Genomic DNA, 15,567 nt, shown 5'->3' on the forward strand with positions numbered 1-15,567 from the left:
CACGGCATCCGCGGTCGCAGCGAAGTCGGCTTCGCGCCAGACGAGGATACCGATCTCCGCGGTGGTCACCCCAGGAGGCCTTGTCGCCAGGTGGGATGTGCGGGATGCCAACCCAGTTCGCGCTTGGCCTTGGCGTTGGATGCGCCGCGCAGCTCCGTCATGAGCACGACGCCGGCGGGTCCGGCGGCCATCCGTCCGATGAACCTGGGTACGCGCATCGGCTTCTTGACGCCCAGCATCGCCGCCAGTTCCGGCAGCCATTCGGCGACCGGGGCGGGCTCGTCGTCGACGATGTTGTAGACACCGCGGCCGCCCTTCTCCACCGCTATGACCGTGGCCTCGGCGGCATCGGCGATGTGGATGAACGACCACACCCCGCCGCCGTCGCCGACGACCGGGAACTTGCGTTTGCGGATCATCTCGAGCTGCTGGGAGCCCGGCGCCATGGAGGTGCCGGGTCCGTAGAACCCGCCGTAGCGCAGCACGATCCCTTCGGTCCAGGCGGCGCCCAGCACCGCCTTCTCCAAGTGCTTGATCGCGGCGATCATCGGGGCCATCGGGGCGATCGGTGAGTTCTCCAGGGGGTCTTGTTCGTTCTTGATCGGCCCGCCGGTCCGCGCGTAGGTGAACGCGCCGTTGCTCTGGGCGACGAAACGTCGTACTCCTGTGGCGCGTGCGGCCGCGAGCAGGTTGTCGTTGCCCTCGACCCGCAGCCGGTCGGTGGCGGCGAAGCTCTGTTCGAATTTGCGGAGATCGACGTGCCCGATGGCGGTCAGCTGGTTGACGATCACCTCTGGGGCCGCTTGGCGCACGGCCTTCTCGACCTGGGCGCGATTCAGCGCATCGGCGATGACCGGTACCGCGCCCAGCTGTGATGCCTTGGCCTTGTTGGAATCACTGCGGATCATGGCGAACACCTCGTGTCCCGCATCGACCAGACGCGGCACCAGTTCCTTCCCCATCGCTCCGGTCGCTCCTGCCACCAGCACTCTCATCGTTAGCTCCTGTTCGGTTCAGGTCCGGATGTGTCGCTTGAACCGGATGGCCCACCGATTCCTGACAGGAGCCAAAGGTGATACCCGTCACATCATGAGCAGGGGTTCCCCATGGTTGGCCGCCGCCCATTGCTCGGTCGCGCGTTCGAGCTTGTCAGGGTTTGCCTGCATACGGCAGGCAGTGATGCCCTCGGCGGTGACCTCCAGGCACATGATCGCGACGACCCGGCCTGCCACGACGGCCACAACGGCGGGTTCGCCATTGGCGGCCCAGGCGTATATCTCGGACGAGCCGCCGACCATGGCGCGCTTGGCCTCGGCGGGCTTGAACAAGCCCCACACGAACTTCGCGACCGCGACGGCTCCCTCGAACGCCTTGGTGCGTGCCGGAGCCTTCCCTCCGCCGTCGCCGATGGAGATGGCGTCCTTGGTGAGCAGGCGTACGAGCTCATCGGTCTGGCCACTGGTGGCGGCCGCGAGGAACTCCTCGACGATCCGCTGGGCGGCGGCCTGGTCGATCTCGCCGCGGGCTTTGCCGTACGCGACATGCTTCTTGGCACGGTGAAAGATCTGCTGGCTGGCGGCCTCGGTGATGTCGAGGATCCCGGCGATCTCCCGATGCGGGTAGTCGAAGGCCTCCCGCAGCACGTACACGGCCCGCTCGTTGGGGGACAGGCGCTCCATGAGGGTGAGGACCGCATACGAGACCGATTCGCGCTGCTCAGCGGTGTCGGCCGGGCCGAGCATCGGGTCCCCGGCGAGCAGCGGCTCGGGGAGCCATCGACCCACGTAGGTCTCGCGCCGTGCCCGCGCGGAGGTGAGCTGGTTGAGGCACAGGTTGGTGAGGACCTTCGTCAGCCAGGCCTCGGGGACCTCGACGCGGTCGACGTCGGCGGCGTGCCATCGCAGGAACGTGTCCTGCACGACGTCCTGTGCCTCGTCCGCGGAACCGAGCATGCGGTAGGCGATGGCCTCCAGGCGCGGCCTCGATCGCTCGAACCGGTCAACGTCGTCCGCTGTCAAAGGCACGACCGGATCGTACCTAGGATCCGGCATTGGCGATGTGCAGCGCCTGTTTCTCAACCCGCTTGTGCAGTAGCCATCCCGAAGGCACGCGACCCCGAGAGCGAGCCACGGGCGCGCGGTAAGTGTCTTGCTTCAGCACCGACCGCACGCACCGCTCTTTGACCTTCGGACCAATCTTCTTCGGCATGGTTCGCATCCTCCCAACTCACAAGGATGCGGCATCAAACCTGGGGCGCTTCATTCGGCAGCGGCCCAGCGGCGATCGGCTGAAGAACGACGCGAAGGACGCGGTCCATCTGGCACGGCGGGTCAGGCTCCGGACCTCGTTCATCGAGGTCCGCTCGACGTCGACGTCACCACGACGTGCACGAGATTGCGGGACCCTTGCGAGGAAGGGGGCCACGTGCCCCTCGAGACACTGCCCCTGCTCGACCAGCCGACGACCGTCGAGTGCTGCACGCCGCCGGGTCACCTGGCCCTCGGTCCCGTCGGCGCCGTCACCACGCCGAGAGCACCCCAACCGACGGATCCGGCCTGTTGCCAGGGCGCGAAGATCAGCACTGTGCCGCCGAACCCGAGTACCAGGCCGGCCAGCCGGACCGGGCGGATACCGCGCTCGGTGCCGATGGCGAGGCCGAGCAGCAGCGACCAGAGCGGCGTGGTCGCGTTCAGCACCCCGGCCACCCCCGAGTCGATCGTCTGCTGGCCGATGCTGAACATCGTGAACGGCAAGGCGTTGCAGAAGAACGCCGCCACGACCGCCGACGAAGTCCTCGCCAACGCTAAGAACACTTTGGCGTCATCCGACTGACCACTAGCTCATCGGGTAGAGCAACGGGCTTTAACCCGTGTGTGCGGAGTTCGAGCCTCCGGCGTGCCACCGCGATGACGTGCAGGTTTGAGGTTTCAACGAGCATCTGATCGTGCCCATGCGTCACGGATGCGTCAAGTAACTCGCGATTTCGCGCGTTCACGAGCGCACGAGCCTTGCAGGACAACGACTTTTGGGGCTGCGGCGACCGGCCGAGCGAAACGCGGCGTGACGCCCATCATGTCGCCTGGACAGTGGCAGACACTCCTTCCCCTAAGATCGCCTACGGGGAAGCCGTCTGTTCAAGTACGAGTTAGGCACACCAAGGGGCTGATGCATGACGACTGCGCTTCGAATTCCGGATCGGTTGGCGCACATCGTCGTCTCGGCGTTCGGCGATGTCGGACGCAACTGGCTGGCGCGACTACCGAGTCTGGTCGCTGACGCGGCGTGTGCCTGGCAGCTGCATGTGGGCGCCCCGTTCGAGCCGGGCGGCAACGTCGGGTGGGTTGCTCCCGTACGTCGAGCGGACGGCAGCGACGCGGTGTTGAAGGTGGAGTGTCCGGGTCATCGCAACCCCTGGGCGGCGAAGGGCCTGCAACACTGGGCTGGTCGCGGAGCGGCGCGACTTTTCGACTCCGACGAGGCGAGCCAGGTCTTGCTGCTCGAGCGGTGCGTGCCCGGCACGAACGGTGATGACCTCGACGTCGCGACCGGGAACAAGGCCGTTGCGTCGGTACTCGCCGAGCTGCACGCAGTCGAGCCTCCTGCAGACGACGAGTTCGAGCCACTCGCGAGGTTGGTGGAGCGCTCCCGCGAGACGATGTGGGACTGGTTCGATCGGTTTGAGCCGCCGGTGGATCGAGGCGTCGTCGCGCAGGCGGACGAGCTGTTCACGTCCCTGACCTCGTCTTCTACGGACACGGTGCTGCTCCACGGCGATCTCGGGCCGAGCAACGTGGTGCTCTCGGAGCGTGGATGGCTGGCGATCGATCCGTATCCGGTGCTCGGTGATCGCGCGTTTGACGTGGGGCACTCTCTGTCGCGGTGTGACCTGCGTGACGCGCGGGAGCAGGTCGCCTTGTTTGCCGATCGTCTGGATCTTGATGCGCGACGCATCGCGGGCTGGACCTTCGCGTGCTGTGTGGAGCTCGCGCTGGAGTGCAGGTCGGTCGGAAACGCGAGGGGATTCCGCGAATGCCTCGAGCGTACGGAACAGCTCTCATCGCAGCGCCTGGTGTAGCAAAGCTCAGGGATCTAGAAAGGGTGGCGTCTCGCTCGGGCAGATGGCGACCCGCCTAGTGACAGCCCAGCTGGACCCCGAGCGCACAGCCGCTGTCGACGTAGACGGTGTGCCAACTCTCACCGGCCTCGACTTGCCGTCCAGGAGCGTGCCCAAAACCGCACTCTCCGCATCAAGATCCGCCGACTCAAAAACGATCGCCCGATACTTGAACATCGCCCAGGCCACAAGGTCACACTCCTCAGATCCGCCGTTGTGTTTTCCTAGCACTCACGCAGCCGAGCCGCCGAGGCCGATCCTGGCGCCGGTCCATGGATGGACGATAGACGGGTTCGCGGTCATTCGGCCGGCCGGAGCACGGGATGGTCCATCCGGGCATAGGCGTTTCCGCATGCCGGGCGGAAGCAAGGACGAACCTGCTATGAGGCCGTGTTCATCAATCAGGGAGCGGTAAAGTCAAGGCTCCATTTCACCGAATGGGCAAGGTAGGCACCGCGGGAGTACTTCCTATGAACAGGGACGAGAGTTGCGGCTCCGACAGCTCAGGCCAAGCGTTGGAGGTGAGGCCGGGAGCGAAGCTGGAGCGCACATACTCTGACAAGGACTATGTTGAGGAAGCCAGGAGCTTGATCAGGCAGGCAAAGAGCCTCGGTTTCATGCTCGCGGAGATACGCTGGGCACCCGATCGGACGCACATCCAAGTCGGGATCGAACCACACGTCGACCCAGACAGGGTTCGACGGCTTGAACACCGCATTCCCTACACCATCGGTAGAGGGCACCCCGGCGTACCACTTGGCTGCTCCACGATCTAGCAGACCGGACATCGGTGTCCCTGGTGGGCATCGGCACCTGCGACGAACCACGACTGGTCCGACTGGATGCCCGCTGCAAGATCCACCATGCCGCGCGGGAGCCCCGTGGAGTAAACGCACCGGACCCTGGGGTTGCGCCGAGGAGAGATGCTTGTGCGCTCGACGCACATTCCCGGAGGCTCCAGCCGGCCCACCGGGGCGTCCCATGCTGTACGGCTCGCCTGACCCCAGTGTGACCCCCCACGATCCCAACCTTCTACTTACGTTGAGCGCGCCATCTGGGCAGCACGCAAGCGCGATCCGGCACCGCGAAAGTTGCTCGCCCGGTCCTTCTCATCCGTTGGTCGGAGGCTCGAATCCTCCCGGGCGCCACGCTGACAACCTTCGCCCATCGGCGGAGTGACCTGGCGAGGTCCGACTCGACATGGCAACCCGGCTGCACCTGAGCACTGCCACCACACCCTCGCCGACCGGCAACTGACAGTCATCGCTGCTAAATCACGTGGGGTATCACACGGGCGCTGGCACACCGAGCGCCACCATCGTGAACAACCAGTGGACCTTCGGTCATCGCCCAGCCCTGAGCCGCCGTCGACTGGCCCGTACCCGTACAGCCGGTCGGGTCAGTCGAGCGGACTCTCGTCGATCGACGTCATGCGATTGGCCGGCCTGCTCGAGTCGACGGACTGACTGCACCATGGTTTGTTTGCGCACACCCGCGCGGACGGCGAGGTCACGGCTCGGGATTCCCTCTGTCGGGACGAACGGGAACACCTTGGCGTCCCCGGACCCGATGTCAGCGAAGCCCGCTTACCTGCCGAAGAACGGCGATACCATCTCGCCGCCGGACATCAGACGTTCGAAGTTTTCCTGCATGGCCTGGGTGTCGTTCAGTCGCGGGAAGGGTTCGCCCGCTGGCGGCTCGACACCGAGGAACTCACACAGCGGGCCCCAGCCGTCACGAACGTCGAAAACCAGCAGACGTTCGGCTGGCAGGGATTCCTTCACCGTCGACACGTGCCGGTTGAACGCCTCGATGGCGGTTTGTTCGTCAACCTCGTCGACGCCGAAACGCCAGTCGCTGCCGAACAGCGAGCGACCCATCATGTCGAGCACGGGAAGCATCCCCCGCATGGAGCCGACGATTGCGGCGGCCTGCTCGGGCAGCTTGGTGAGGTCCAACCTTTCCAGGTCACCGTTGCGGGTGGTCAGCATGCGGAAGCTGATGAACCAACGCTCGGGATCGCGCACAGTGAGGAGCACCTTCGCCTCGGGATAGGCCTCGGCTTGCTCACGCCAGAAGTGGCTCGCCGGCCAGTCCAGCGTGGCCCGATATCCAGCCAGAACCCGATCCCAGTCGAGGGTCTTCCCCTCGACTGCCGGCAACCACCGGTCCACATGACGGTGCGTGAACACCTCGTACATGTGGTAGCAGGGGTCGAACCCGAGCTTCTCGAGCGCGGCCTTCGTCGACGTGGTGCCGGTACGCGGTAGCCCGGCCCCAATCACCTTTACCATGCAGTTTCCTTCCCTAAGCAACAGATGGTTGGCAGTACTCGAGGTGAGGCACGGTTGCCGCACCTCGCGCTCAGCCCGTTTCCTGCGTCATGCCGCGGCGGCCACATAAGCTCGGCCAGCCAAGGCCCGGCCGAGCTGAAAGACGCTTCCGCCGAACATCAGGACGCCCAATGGGACGTGTAGGGTCGTCACGTGCGCTAAGCCCAGCGCTATCTGCGCCAGCGTGGCCCCAAAGAACCCGACCGCATACAGCACCGTGGGTCTGGGCGGGACGCCGGCTATCCGCCACGCCAAGACGGCGGCGACCAGGTGCAACAACGCCATGGTCAACACTCCATACGCCGAAACAGTGTGCAGTACGCCTCCGCCGGGCGAGGACAACAGCAGGCCGGCGGTGATCGATGCGACGAAGACGGCCAAGGTTTGCAGGGTGATCGCGACGCGCAGGAACATAAAGTTGCCCTGCCTGACCGTCGTGGGCGTGGACATGGTGGGCATCCCTTCTCCATCTCGAGGCGTACGACCTGGTGTCTCGGTAGTCCGACGAAACAACCCACCGGAATGTGAGGCGACACGCTCACGTCACAATCGAGTGCGCTGTTTCGTCGAACTGGTGAGGCTGTTGCGACCGAGGGAGTTGTCGCCACGATGAGCACCCAGTCCGGGCCAGGACATGACCGGCTCGTTCCGGGCCTGAGCGCGATCATGAGCGAGCGGCGTCGACCAATCTCGCCTACAGACTCCTCGGCTCGTTGGCCGACGCCGAAGACGTCGTACAGGAGGATCTGGACCGACTTCGCTGAATGGCGTTCTTTGAGCAGTACGACGACTCAAGCCCTCTGAATGTGAGGCGGTCGCCGAAGGTGCCGTCGAAATCGCGACCGAATCCGAGCCAGGCGGCCGTGCACGGAATGGCGCCGTGGCTGCGCTGACGTACGGTTCATGACAGGCATCCTCGTACACCGCGGTGGCGATCTCCCCGGGTGCTTCGCCCGCGATCGACAGTCAGTTCTGGCGAGCTGAGTCACTCGCCCCCATCGATGGCGCCCCACGCAGCTGAGGAGAGCTTCCGGACCTCACCGGCAGCCTTAGGGTCCCGGTGGTGTCGATCCCGACCAACACTCGATCAACGGCCCGCGCACCGGTGTCGGATACCACCAACATCCGGTGTCCGATTACACCTCCATAGCCAATGCCGTGGTGCGTGGCGAAGCAGGTGACCAAACCGATCAGGAATGAAGAAGCGCCGGTCACTGAGCCGTACGTAGCGTGGTTGTCATGTGCATCACCGGATATCACCAAAGGGGACAACGCATGAAAGCGCATGTGAGCTCGATCCTTCTCGGCGTCCAGGACATGGACCGGTCCAAGCGGTTCTACACGGAGGGTCTCGGCTGGGAGATTGAGCAGGACTACGGCGTCTCGGTGTTCTTCGGGTCGGACGGCCGGGCGCTCGTCGGCTTCTACGGCCGAGAGGGCCTGGCCGCAGAGGTGGGCGCGAACCCGGAGGGCAGCGGATTCAGCGGGCTGGTTCTCACCTACGTAGTCCGCAGCGAGGCGCGGGTCGACGAGATCATCGCCGAGGCCGAGAAGGCCGGCGCCACGATCCTCAAGCCCGCCTCCACCAAGCAGTGGGGCGGGTACGGCGGTTCGTTTGCGGACCCGGACGGCTACATTTGGGACATCGGATACAGCGCCCAGGGAGAGAACCAGCCTTACGCGGAGTAGCTGCCGAGAGAGCTTGTGGCGAGTGCGGGTGGAGGTTGTCCCGGACTTCGTCGAACCTGAGGTGGCGTCGCGGTAGTCGTGGTGTGGGTCTCCAGTGTGGGCTTGTGATCATGGACGGGCGGGCAGAGATCCTCCTGCCCGCCATGATGGCGGGCAGGAGCCCGAGGGGGTGGCGGCTAGGAGGCTGCTTGTGTCGAGGTCTCGTTCGCCTCGGCCGGCTTCGTCAGGTCGACCTCGACACGGGGTGAGCCGGTGAGCGGAGTCGTGTCGAAGTAGCGGACTTCGAAGACGCGTTCGGTGAACTTCCATCCGTCAGGTGTGCGGCGGTAGCGGTCGTGGAACAGGCCGTGGTTGAACATCGATCGGCCTTCGTTGAGGCGCCCGAGTTCACTGACGTAGGCCCGACCGGACGCTGTATCGCCGTCGACCTGGATCGTGCCGGGATGGGTGGTTTGGATGAAAAATTCCCATACGCCGTCGAGCCGGTGGGTTCCAGCGCGGATCTGCTCCGCTCCGGACATCTCGATATTCGCAACCGGGATGCGGTACACGGCATCGTGGGTGAACAGCGACGCGACTCGGTCGTTGTCGCGCATCATCGCGGCATCGGTGAACTCGGCTTGCAGGGCGAAGATCTCGAAGCGGTCGGCGAGTGCCTGGTAGTCGCTCATCTGGTTCCTCCTTTGGGGAGTGGCGTTGCCAGCTACGACGACCCGCCGCCGCGGATTGTCAGGCGTCCCGGCCCGCCTGACATTTCGGCCCGTCATCTTGTCGATGAGGTAAGAGCTGAGACGACGAGGGAAGGTGGCTGCGGCACCCATGGAGAACCGAAGCGAGGGGAGCGGCCTGCCCGATCCGGCGATCATGAGCGAGCGTCGGAAGCTGACCAACCTTGCGTATCGGCTTCTTGGCTCGCTGTCGGATGCCGAGGATGCGGTCCAGGAGGCGTACACCCGCTGGTACTCCATGTCCGAGGAGCAGCAGGCATCCATCGAAACGCCGGGTGCGTGGTTGTCCAAGGTCACCAGCCGCATCTGCCTCGACATGCTCGGCTCGGCTCGAGCCCGTCGGGAGCGTTACGTCGGCCAGTGGATCCCGGAACCGGTGCCGGCGCGGGCCGAATGGGTTGGTCTTGCACGCGATGGCGGGACGACCGTCGATCCGGCGGATCGGGTCACCTTGGACGAGTCGATCAGCATGGCGTTTCTTGTCGTACTGGAATCGATGACTCCGGCCGAACGCGTCGCGTTCATCCTGCGCGATGTCTTCCATTTCCCGTTCTCCGACATTGCCGAAATCACCGGTCGGACGCCGGGGGCGTGCCGGCAGCTGGCCTTCAGCGCCCGTCGGCGCGTCGACGCTGCGCAGCCTTCTGCGACCCCCACCGTCGAGCAGGCGAGGATCGTGCGAGACTTCAAGCAGGCGTGGGAAGCCATGGACATCCAGGCTTTGATCGGCTTGTTGGACCCGGACGCCGTCGCGGTCGGCGACGGCGGTGGTATCGCCCGTGCGGCCCTCGAACCGCTCACTGGTAGCGGACAGATCGCGCGCACCTATGCGGAGTTCGTCCGGCTGGCAACCGACGCAACAATCCTGGAGCGTACGGTCAACGGCCAGCCTGGATTGGTCGCACAGCAAGACGGCCGCACGGTCACCGTGTTCGCCTTCGATATCGTCGCCGGAAAGATCAGACACATCTGGGCCGTTCGCAATCCGGAGAAGCTCCGTTCCTGGACTGAAGGCTGAACTGAGGGCTGATGCCGGAGCTTCCTGGTGGGATTTCCCCTCCACCCTTCGGGTCGGCAGCGAATCGGGTGAGGGCGTCCCGGGCCGCCGCCGGGTTCGGACCGAGATCGGCGATGTGCCCGTCCGGTCGGACGAGGACGAATCCCCCACGACGCATCCCGTAGGCGGCGCGAGCCGTGCCGTCGGGATCGGAGCCGTCGTCGACGCGGACGATGACAAGGTCGGTGTCGGGCATGTTGGTGTGCGATTGGAGGTTCGAGTCGGACTGGGCGCCGGCAGGGTCGAAGATGATCAGAGTCAGGTGGTCGGGTCCGATATGGTCGTGGATCGTTCCTGCGCCCACCGGCGTATCGGGTGCGCGGTCACCGGTAACCGGCGCAGCGGTGGCCGGTCGTGGCAGCCGGCGACGGGAGTAACTCACGTCGAGCTGGGAGTTCTGCCGACTGCTGCGCCGGGCGCCACCCTGGCTCCTGCTGGCCGCACTGAGCAGGAGGTCCCGCCCGGCCCGGGCGAGCGGGTTGCGTAGCGCGAAGATGCGGCGCCGGATTTCGACGTCGCGAATTGTCGCCTCAGCCGCAGGCCGTCGTTCGGTCTGATAGTCGTCCAGCAGCTCGGTTGGGGCTCCGCGGTCGACGCGGGCCAACCGCCAGGCGAGGTTGAACGCGTCCTGGATGCCGAGGTTCATCCCCTGGCCGCCGAACGGTGGGAACACGTGCGCCGCGTCGCCGGCAAGGAAGACCCGACCCTTCCGGTACTGGTCGGCAAGGCAGACCCGGGTACGAAATATCGACGTCCAGTCGGCCCGAGAGATGCTGATCTGCGTCGGTCCCCTTGATTGCAGAATCCGTTCCAGGATGTCGGGAGTCGGTTCGGGCACGCTGCCGTGGCGCGCCCGGTCGGTGACGTCGACGAAGATGCGCCACAGATGGTCCGGGCCGGGCAGACGCATGAGCATCAGAGGGCCCTCGGGGCCGAGCCACATTGCGCTGTCCTGGATCGGTGGCGCCGGATCAAGGACCGTATCGCCGAGGTAGTACGTCTCGCCGGTGGCTACCCCGGTGAACGGGATTCCGAGCTGTTCCCGAACCCTGCTCCGGGATCCGTCCGCACCGACCAGCCACCGCGCCCCCAGCCGCCGGCCATCGGTCAGCCGAGCGGTGACCGATCGGTCATCCTGGGTCAGCTCGTCCAGCTCGCAGCCCGCGTCAACCGGGATCTCGAGCTGGTCGAGACGCTGACGCAGAATCGCCTCCAACCCCTGCTGTGGCAGCACGTAGGTGTACGGATAGGCGCTCTCCGGGGGCACCCACGGCATCCGGACCAGCTCGTCGTCGCCGCGCATGATCGATGCTCCGGTCAACGTGTAGGCAACCCGGGCGATGCGGTCGGCGAGACCGAGGCCGGCGAGCAGTTCCATCGAGCGGGCTTGGAGACCCAGCGCGCGCGAACTCTCGTTCGGCTCGGTGCGACGTTCCACGACCCGGCAGGACACCCCGTTCGCGGTGAGAACCAGTGCGGCGACCATTCCTGTCGGTCCGGCGCCGACGACGAGGACGTCGGGCTGGTCGGTTTCCGGTCGATCGCTACCCATCGCGTCCACCTCCGCAGGATCTGTTCATTGATCGGCTCATCTCCTTCCGACTCGCTCAGCAGGTGATGGCACCTGGTCCGGAGAGCTCGGTGTCTCACTCGTTCCGACGACCCAGACCCGCGACTTGTCAGGAAGGCGCACGTTCCTGCTGACAGTTCGGGCCGCCATCTCGTCGAACGGTTCGAGTCACCACCGATCAACCATCTCCTCGGGAGTCACGATGGCGATCACGACTACGACCGGGATCACGGCCTGGTCCAAGCCGCGACGGCTGGCGTTGCTGGTGAATCGGATGATCGTGAGCGTTCACGCGCTGGCGATCTTCGGCCAGCCGGTGTTCGCCGGCGGCTATCTGAGCGGAGACTACGACCTGCTGTGGCCGCACCGCTGGGGCGCCGACGTCGTCTTCTCCCTCGGCTTCGTCCAGCTGGTGACGGCCTTGGTGCTGTGGCTGCTCCGCGGACCGGCCTGGCTGCTCATTGCCAGCCTGCTGATCGCGGCAGGCGAAACCGGCCAGTACTTCGCCGGGCTCGCGGGCGCCCTCGACCTGCACGTCCCGCTCGGCGTCGCTCTTGTCACCGCGATTGTGCTGACAACCGTCGCCGTGTGGCGGCCGCAACGATGGCGGGTGGAAGGATGACCCGACAGAGCATGCCTCGACGGACGCTCCTGGGCTTGTCCGCCGGGGCGGGAATCGCGCTCGCCGCCGGACTGACCGGACCGCGGATACTGCGCCACGGTGGGCGCGGGAGCGGTGAGCTGTTGCGCAGCAGTATTCCGTTGCCGGAGCCGTTCCAGCAACCGCTGACGACCACACGGGTGCTCCAACCCACCCGGACGACGGGCGACACCGACTACTACCGGATCGTGCAGCGGGAGTCGACTGCCGAGATCATTCCCGGCGTCCGTACACCGATCTGGGGCTACGAGGGGACCTTTCCCGGACCGACGATCGAGTCCCGCAAGGACCGAACCACCGTCGTTCACCACCGAAACGAACTTCCCGTCCCGACCGTGGTCCACCTGCACGGCGGGCACACCCCTGCCGACTCCGACGGTTACCCAACCGATCTCCTCACACCAGCCGCCGGCTGGGACGCCGACCATGCCGGCCACGGCGACCATGCGGGCGGCATGCACGACGACCGGGCGCGGATCGCGCACCGCGAACGTGACTACCGCTATCCGCCCCAGCAGCGCGCCGCCACGTTGTGGTACCACGATCACCGGATGGACTTCACCGGCCCCGCGGTGTACCGGGGGCTGGTCGGCTTCCACCTGATCCGCGACGACGAGGAAGACGCGCTGGACCTGCCATCGGGCGAACGTGAGCTGCCGCTGATGATCGCCGATCGTGCCTTCGACGAGCACGGCGCCTTCGCCTACCCGTCCCTCGACCCGACCCTGCGCACGACCCCGGGCGTTCAGGACGCCTACGTGGAGGGCGTGTTCGGCGACGTCATTCTGGTCAATGGCGCACCCTGGCCGGTCCACGAAGTGGCAGCAGCCAGATACCGACTGCGCGTCCTCAACGCCTCAAACGCCCGCCGCTACGACCTGACCCTGGACCCGCCGCCACCCGGCGGCGCCGGCTTCGTCCAGATCGGCAGCGACCAAGGACTCCTTGACGCACCACGTCGTCACGAGCACCTGCCCATCGCACCGGCCGAACGCTACGACCTGATAGTCGACTTCAGCCGCTACCCGGTCGGCACCAGGGTCACCGTCCGCAACCGCCTCGGCGCCGGGCCGACCGCCCGAGTGATGCAGTTCGTCGTCACCCGCCGCGAATACGATCCGAGCCGCATCCCGCGGAAACTCAGCGACCTTCCGCGACTGACCCGCGAGCAGGCCACAACGGTTCGCGAGTTCAGCTTCCACAGCGGCCCGGTCCACGGACACGCAGGCTGGCTGATCGGCGGCAAGCCCTTCTCGCCGGATCACATGGCGGCGACGCCTCGGCTCGGAGATGTCGAGATCTGGCGGTTCGCCGCCGACTTGCATCACCCGGTCCATCTGCATCTCGTGGGATTCCAGATCCTGACCCGCCATGGTCGCCCACCGGGACCGTACGACGCCGGTCACAAGGACACCGTCGACCTGAGGCCGGCCGAAGCAGTCGAGGTGATCACTCGATTCCACGGCTACCGAGGCCGCTACGTCTTCCACTGCCACAACGCCGAGCACGAGGACATGGCGATGATGGCGAACTTCGAAGTGATCTGACCACCTGCGACCATCTCCAGCCGTTCACCACCCGCTGCCTGACAAACCGGGACCGTGGATCGTCATAACCGGCGAAGAGCAAAGAACCTGACCGCCTGGCAGAAGGGCATCACGTGAACCTCCGTCGGACTGACCCTGCTGATGATCGGCAGTGTCACCGTTCACATTGACTGACTGCTCCGCCGTAGCGCCAGTTGCGGCCGAAAGTGGCGCGACCCTTCACTCGCACAAGAAGAAGGTCCAGATGACATCAACCCAGGAATCAACGAACAAGGAGGCGCTCCGCCGCCTCAACGCAGCTCTCAACAGCGGCGACCCGCACGTGATCTCGACGACGATCGACGAGGTATTCCAACCCGACGTGATCATTCGCACGCCACTGAGGGTCGATGCCAGCGGCAGCGAAATGATGAAGCAACTGTGGGACGTACTCCTACGCGGATTCCCTGACCTCCACGTGACGGTTGAGGACGTGATCGCCGAAGGCGACAAGGTCGTCAGCCGGAACACCGTGTCCGGCACCCACAGAGGCGAATACATGGGCGTTCAACCCACCGGCAAACACATCACCTGGAACGAGATCTTCATCGGCCGCGTCGCCGATGGCCGAGTCGCCGAAACCTGGGGAGTCGTTGACGTCGCCTCACAGATGCGCCAGCTCGGGCTAGTTTCCTCCTGAGAGCCGTGGCCGCCACGGACGGGACCGAATTCGAAGCCGAGCGTGCGCGGCTCGCCGCCATCGCTGGCCGTCCCAGGCGCAACCGCCGAGCCCGACGCCCTGGTCGAGGGAACCCCTGTGGCCGACGAGCTTCGCGATCATCAAGATCACGGTCGCCAATGGGCAAGCAATCCGCAGTCGGTGAACGCACACACGGCGTCGGGCGTCTTACAAAGCCCAGGGAGACGCACCTCAGCCCTTCGTCCAACGGCGGAGTTTGTCGGGGTTGCGTACTACCCAGATGTGCTTGATGCGGTTGCCCACGACGTCGAACGCGAACACCGTCACGGTGACGCCGTCTTGCTGAGCCACCAGGCCGGGCTGACCGTTGACCGTACGTTCCAGGAGTGTCATGTTGTCGAGCCTGCGACGGGCGAGTTCGGCCCAGGCGTGCGCGATCTGCTCGCCGCCTTCGATGGGGTGCAGGAAGGTCGTGGCGAGGCCGCCGCCGTCGGCGGTCGCCGTGGCGTCGGGGTCGAGCAGACCGATGAGGGCGTCGATGTCCTTGGCCTCCCAAGCCCGCTTGAAGTCCCTGACGACGCCGGTGGGCTGGGCTGCCGGAGTCGTCGCGGAAGGCTGCGAGGCCCGGATGCGGCGGCGGGCCGAGGAGGCCAGCTGGCGGCACGCCGCCGGGGTACGGCCGACGATCTCGGCCACTTCGGCGAAGGAGTGGCAGAACACGTCGTGCAGGATGAACGCGACGCGTTCGGCCGGGGTCATCGACTCCAGCACGACCAGGAACGCCAGGTTGACCGACTCGTCCAGGGTGACCCGGTCGGCAGGGTCGGTGACGGTGCCGTCGGGGAGCGGCTCGGGGATCCATTCGCCCACGTACGCCTCTCGCCGGACCCGTGCCGAGCCGAGCAGGTTGAGGCAGATGCGGCTGGCGACCGTCGTCAGCCAGGCGCCGGGAGACTCGATGGCGTGCTGCTGCTGCTGGGACATGGCGTACCAGCGGGTGTAGGTCTCCTGGACGGCGTCCTCGGCCTCGGCCAGGGAGCCCAGCAGCCGGTACGCGAGATTGATCAGGTGATGCCGCTCGCTCATGATCGCGTCCAGGCCCGCGTCGGGCCGGCTCTGTTCTGGCTCGGATCGGGTGGTCATGGTGCCGTCGGCCCCCTCTGTCGCATCGGTCCTCACCAGTACGACA

Annotated in this window: 14 protein-coding genes and 1 tRNA gene; 7 read left to right on the forward strand and 8 right to left on the reverse strand. The window is 66.0% G+C overall.

Annotated features, from left to right (window positions below; genetic code table 11):
* Positions 1 to 65: 65 nt before the first annotated feature.
* The 3 genes from ABN028_RS05045 to ABN028_RS05055 all read right to left on the reverse strand — a co-directional run bounded on the left by ABN028_RS05045 (position 66) and on the right by ABN028_RS05055 (position 2,801).
* Positions 66 to 995, reverse strand: a complete 930-nt coding sequence (locus ABN028_RS05045) for an NAD-dependent epimerase/dehydratase family protein (protein ID WP_349695791.1) — start codon at positions 993 to 995, stop codon at positions 66 to 68.
* A gap of 87 nt (positions 996 to 1,082) precedes the next feature.
* Complete coding sequence (gene sigJ, locus ABN028_RS05050) at positions 1,083 to 2,024, reverse strand: RNA polymerase sigma factor SigJ (protein ID WP_349695792.1); 942 nt, start codon at positions 2,022 to 2,024, stop codon at positions 1,083 to 1,085.
* Between the two features lie 465 nt (positions 2,025 to 2,489).
* Complete coding sequence (locus tag ABN028_RS05055; protein ID WP_349327529.1) at positions 2,490 to 2,801, reverse strand: EamA family transporter; 312 nt, start codon at positions 2,799 to 2,801, stop codon at positions 2,490 to 2,492.
* Positions 2,802 to 2,835: 34 nt separating this feature from the next.
* On the opposite strand from ABN028_RS05055, the gene ABN028_RS05060 reads away from it, so the two are divergent.
* A tRNA-OTHER gene (locus ABN028_RS05060) sits at positions 2,836 to 2,901 on the forward strand.
* A gap of 268 nt (positions 2,902 to 3,169) precedes the next feature.
* A complete protein-coding gene (locus ABN028_RS05065; protein ID WP_349695793.1) occupies positions 3,170 to 4,075 on the forward strand; it encodes an aminoglycoside phosphotransferase family protein in 906 nt (301 codons plus the stop codon).
* Positions 4,076 to 5,700: 1,625 nt separating this feature from the next.
* Here ABN028_RS05065 and ABN028_RS05070 read toward each other — a convergent pair.
* Together ABN028_RS05070 and ABN028_RS05075 are read right to left on the reverse strand one after the other, a co-directional pair.
* The gene (locus tag ABN028_RS05070) at positions 5,701 to 6,408 is read right to left on the reverse strand and encodes a sulfotransferase family protein (protein ID WP_349327527.1); all 708 of its coding nucleotides are present in this window, start codon (positions 6,406 to 6,408) and stop codon (positions 5,701 to 5,703) included.
* Between the two features lie 87 nt (positions 6,409 to 6,495).
* Entirely contained in the window at positions 6,496 to 6,897 is a 402-nt protein-coding gene (locus tag ABN028_RS05075) for a hypothetical protein (protein ID WP_349327526.1), read from the reverse strand.
* Positions 6,898 to 7,722: 825 nt separating this feature from the next.
* On the opposite strand from ABN028_RS05075, the gene ABN028_RS05080 reads away from it, so the two are divergent.
* Complete coding sequence (locus ABN028_RS05080) at positions 7,723 to 8,136, forward strand: VOC family protein (protein WP_349327525.1); 414 nt, start codon at positions 7,723 to 7,725, stop codon at positions 8,134 to 8,136.
* A gap of 176 nt (positions 8,137 to 8,312) precedes the next feature.
* On the opposite strand, the gene ABN028_RS05085 is transcribed toward ABN028_RS05080, so the two are convergent.
* Positions 8,313 to 8,807, reverse strand: a complete 495-nt coding sequence (locus ABN028_RS05085) for a nuclear transport factor 2 family protein (protein ID WP_349695794.1) — start codon at positions 8,805 to 8,807, stop codon at positions 8,313 to 8,315.
* 148 nt (positions 8,808 to 8,955) lie between these two features.
* On the opposite strand from ABN028_RS05085, the gene sigJ (ABN028_RS05090) reads away from it, so the two are divergent.
* Positions 8,956 to 9,882: an RNA polymerase sigma factor SigJ gene (gene sigJ / locus ABN028_RS05090; protein WP_349327523.1), complete on the forward strand. Its 927-nt coding sequence runs from the start codon at positions 8,956 to 8,958 to the stop codon at positions 9,880 to 9,882.
* Here sigJ (ABN028_RS05090) and ABN028_RS05095 read toward each other — a convergent pair.
* Entirely contained in the window at positions 9,824 to 11,473 is a 1,650-nt protein-coding gene (locus ABN028_RS05095; RefSeq protein WP_349695795.1) for an FAD-dependent monooxygenase, read from the reverse strand. The two genes, sigJ (ABN028_RS05090) and ABN028_RS05095, sit on opposite strands and share 59 nt — an antisense overlap.
* A 220-nt stretch (positions 11,474 to 11,693) precedes the next feature.
* On the opposite strand from ABN028_RS05095, the gene ABN028_RS05100 reads away from it, so the two are divergent.
* The 3 genes from ABN028_RS05100 (at position 11,694) to ABN028_RS05110 (ending at position 14,378) form a co-directional block, all read left to right on the forward strand.
* A complete protein-coding gene (locus ABN028_RS05100) occupies positions 11,694 to 12,113 on the forward strand; it encodes a hypothetical protein (RefSeq protein WP_349327519.1) in 420 nt (139 codons plus the stop codon).
* Positions 12,114 to 12,124: 11 nt separating this feature from the next.
* Complete coding sequence (locus ABN028_RS05105; protein WP_349327518.1) at positions 12,125 to 13,699, forward strand: multicopper oxidase family protein; 1,575 nt, start codon at positions 12,125 to 12,127, stop codon at positions 13,697 to 13,699.
* 244 nt (positions 13,700 to 13,943) lie between these two features.
* Complete coding sequence (locus ABN028_RS05110) at positions 13,944 to 14,378, forward strand: ester cyclase (protein ID WP_349327517.1); 435 nt, start codon at positions 13,944 to 13,946, stop codon at positions 14,376 to 14,378.
* Between the two features lie 231 nt (positions 14,379 to 14,609).
* Here ABN028_RS05110 and sigJ (ABN028_RS05115) read toward each other — a convergent pair whose 3' ends face one another.
* Positions 14,610 to 15,521 carry an RNA polymerase sigma factor SigJ gene (gene sigJ / locus ABN028_RS05115; RefSeq protein ID WP_349695796.1) on the reverse strand — a complete coding sequence of 304 codons (912 nt, stop codon included), beginning with the start codon at positions 15,519 to 15,521 and terminating at the stop codon, positions 14,610 to 14,612.
* Between the last annotated feature and the right edge of the window lie 46 nt (positions 15,522 to 15,567).

This window comes from Actinopolymorpha sp. B17G11 (assembly GCF_040196095.1).
Classification (GTDB): Bacteria; Actinomycetota; Actinomycetes; order Propionibacteriales; family Actinopolymorphaceae; genus Thermasporomyces.

Bases quoted from the DNA above. Each gene is read 5' to 3' on its own strand.
- ABN028_RS05070 (WP_349327527.1), bottom strand. From the start codon at position 6,408: ATGGTAAAGGTGATTGGGGCCGGGCTACCGCGTACCGGCACCACGTCG.
- ABN028_RS05045 (WP_349695791.1), bottom strand. From the start codon at position 995: ATGAGAGTGCTGGTGGCAGGAGCGACCGGAGCGATGGGGAAGGAACTG.
- ABN028_RS05075 (WP_349327526.1), bottom strand. From the start codon at position 6,897: ATGTCCACGCCCACGACGGTCAGGCAGGGCAACTTTATGTTCCTGCGC.
- ABN028_RS05080 (WP_349327525.1), top strand. From the start codon at position 7,723: ATGAAAGCGCATGTGAGCTCGATCCTTCTCGGCGTCCAGGACATGGAC.
- ABN028_RS05065 (WP_349695793.1), top strand. From the start codon at position 3,170: ATGACGACTGCGCTTCGAATTCCGGATCGGTTGGCGCACATCGTCGTC.
- ABN028_RS05105 (WP_349327518.1), top strand. From the start codon at position 12,125: ATGCCTCGACGGACGCTCCTGGGCTTGTCCGCCGGGGCGGGAATCGCG.
- ABN028_RS05095 (WP_349695795.1), bottom strand. From the start codon at position 11,473: ATGGGTAGCGATCGACCGGAAACCGACCAGCCCGACGTCCTCGTCGTC.
- sigJ (WP_349327523.1), top strand. From the start codon at position 8,956: ATGGAGAACCGAAGCGAGGGGAGCGGCCTGCCCGATCCGGCGATCATG.
- sigJ (WP_349695796.1), bottom strand. From the start codon at position 15,521: ATGACCACCCGATCCGAGCCAGAACAGAGCCGGCCCGACGCGGGCCTG.
- ABN028_RS05085 (WP_349695794.1), bottom strand. From the start codon at position 8,807: ATGAGCGACTACCAGGCACTCGCCGACCGCTTCGAGATCTTCGCCCTG.
- ABN028_RS05110 (WP_349327517.1), top strand. From the start codon at position 13,944: ATGACATCAACCCAGGAATCAACGAACAAGGAGGCGCTCCGCCGCCTC.
- ABN028_RS05100 (WP_349327519.1), top strand. From the start codon at position 11,694: ATGGCGATCACGACTACGACCGGGATCACGGCCTGGTCCAAGCCGCGA.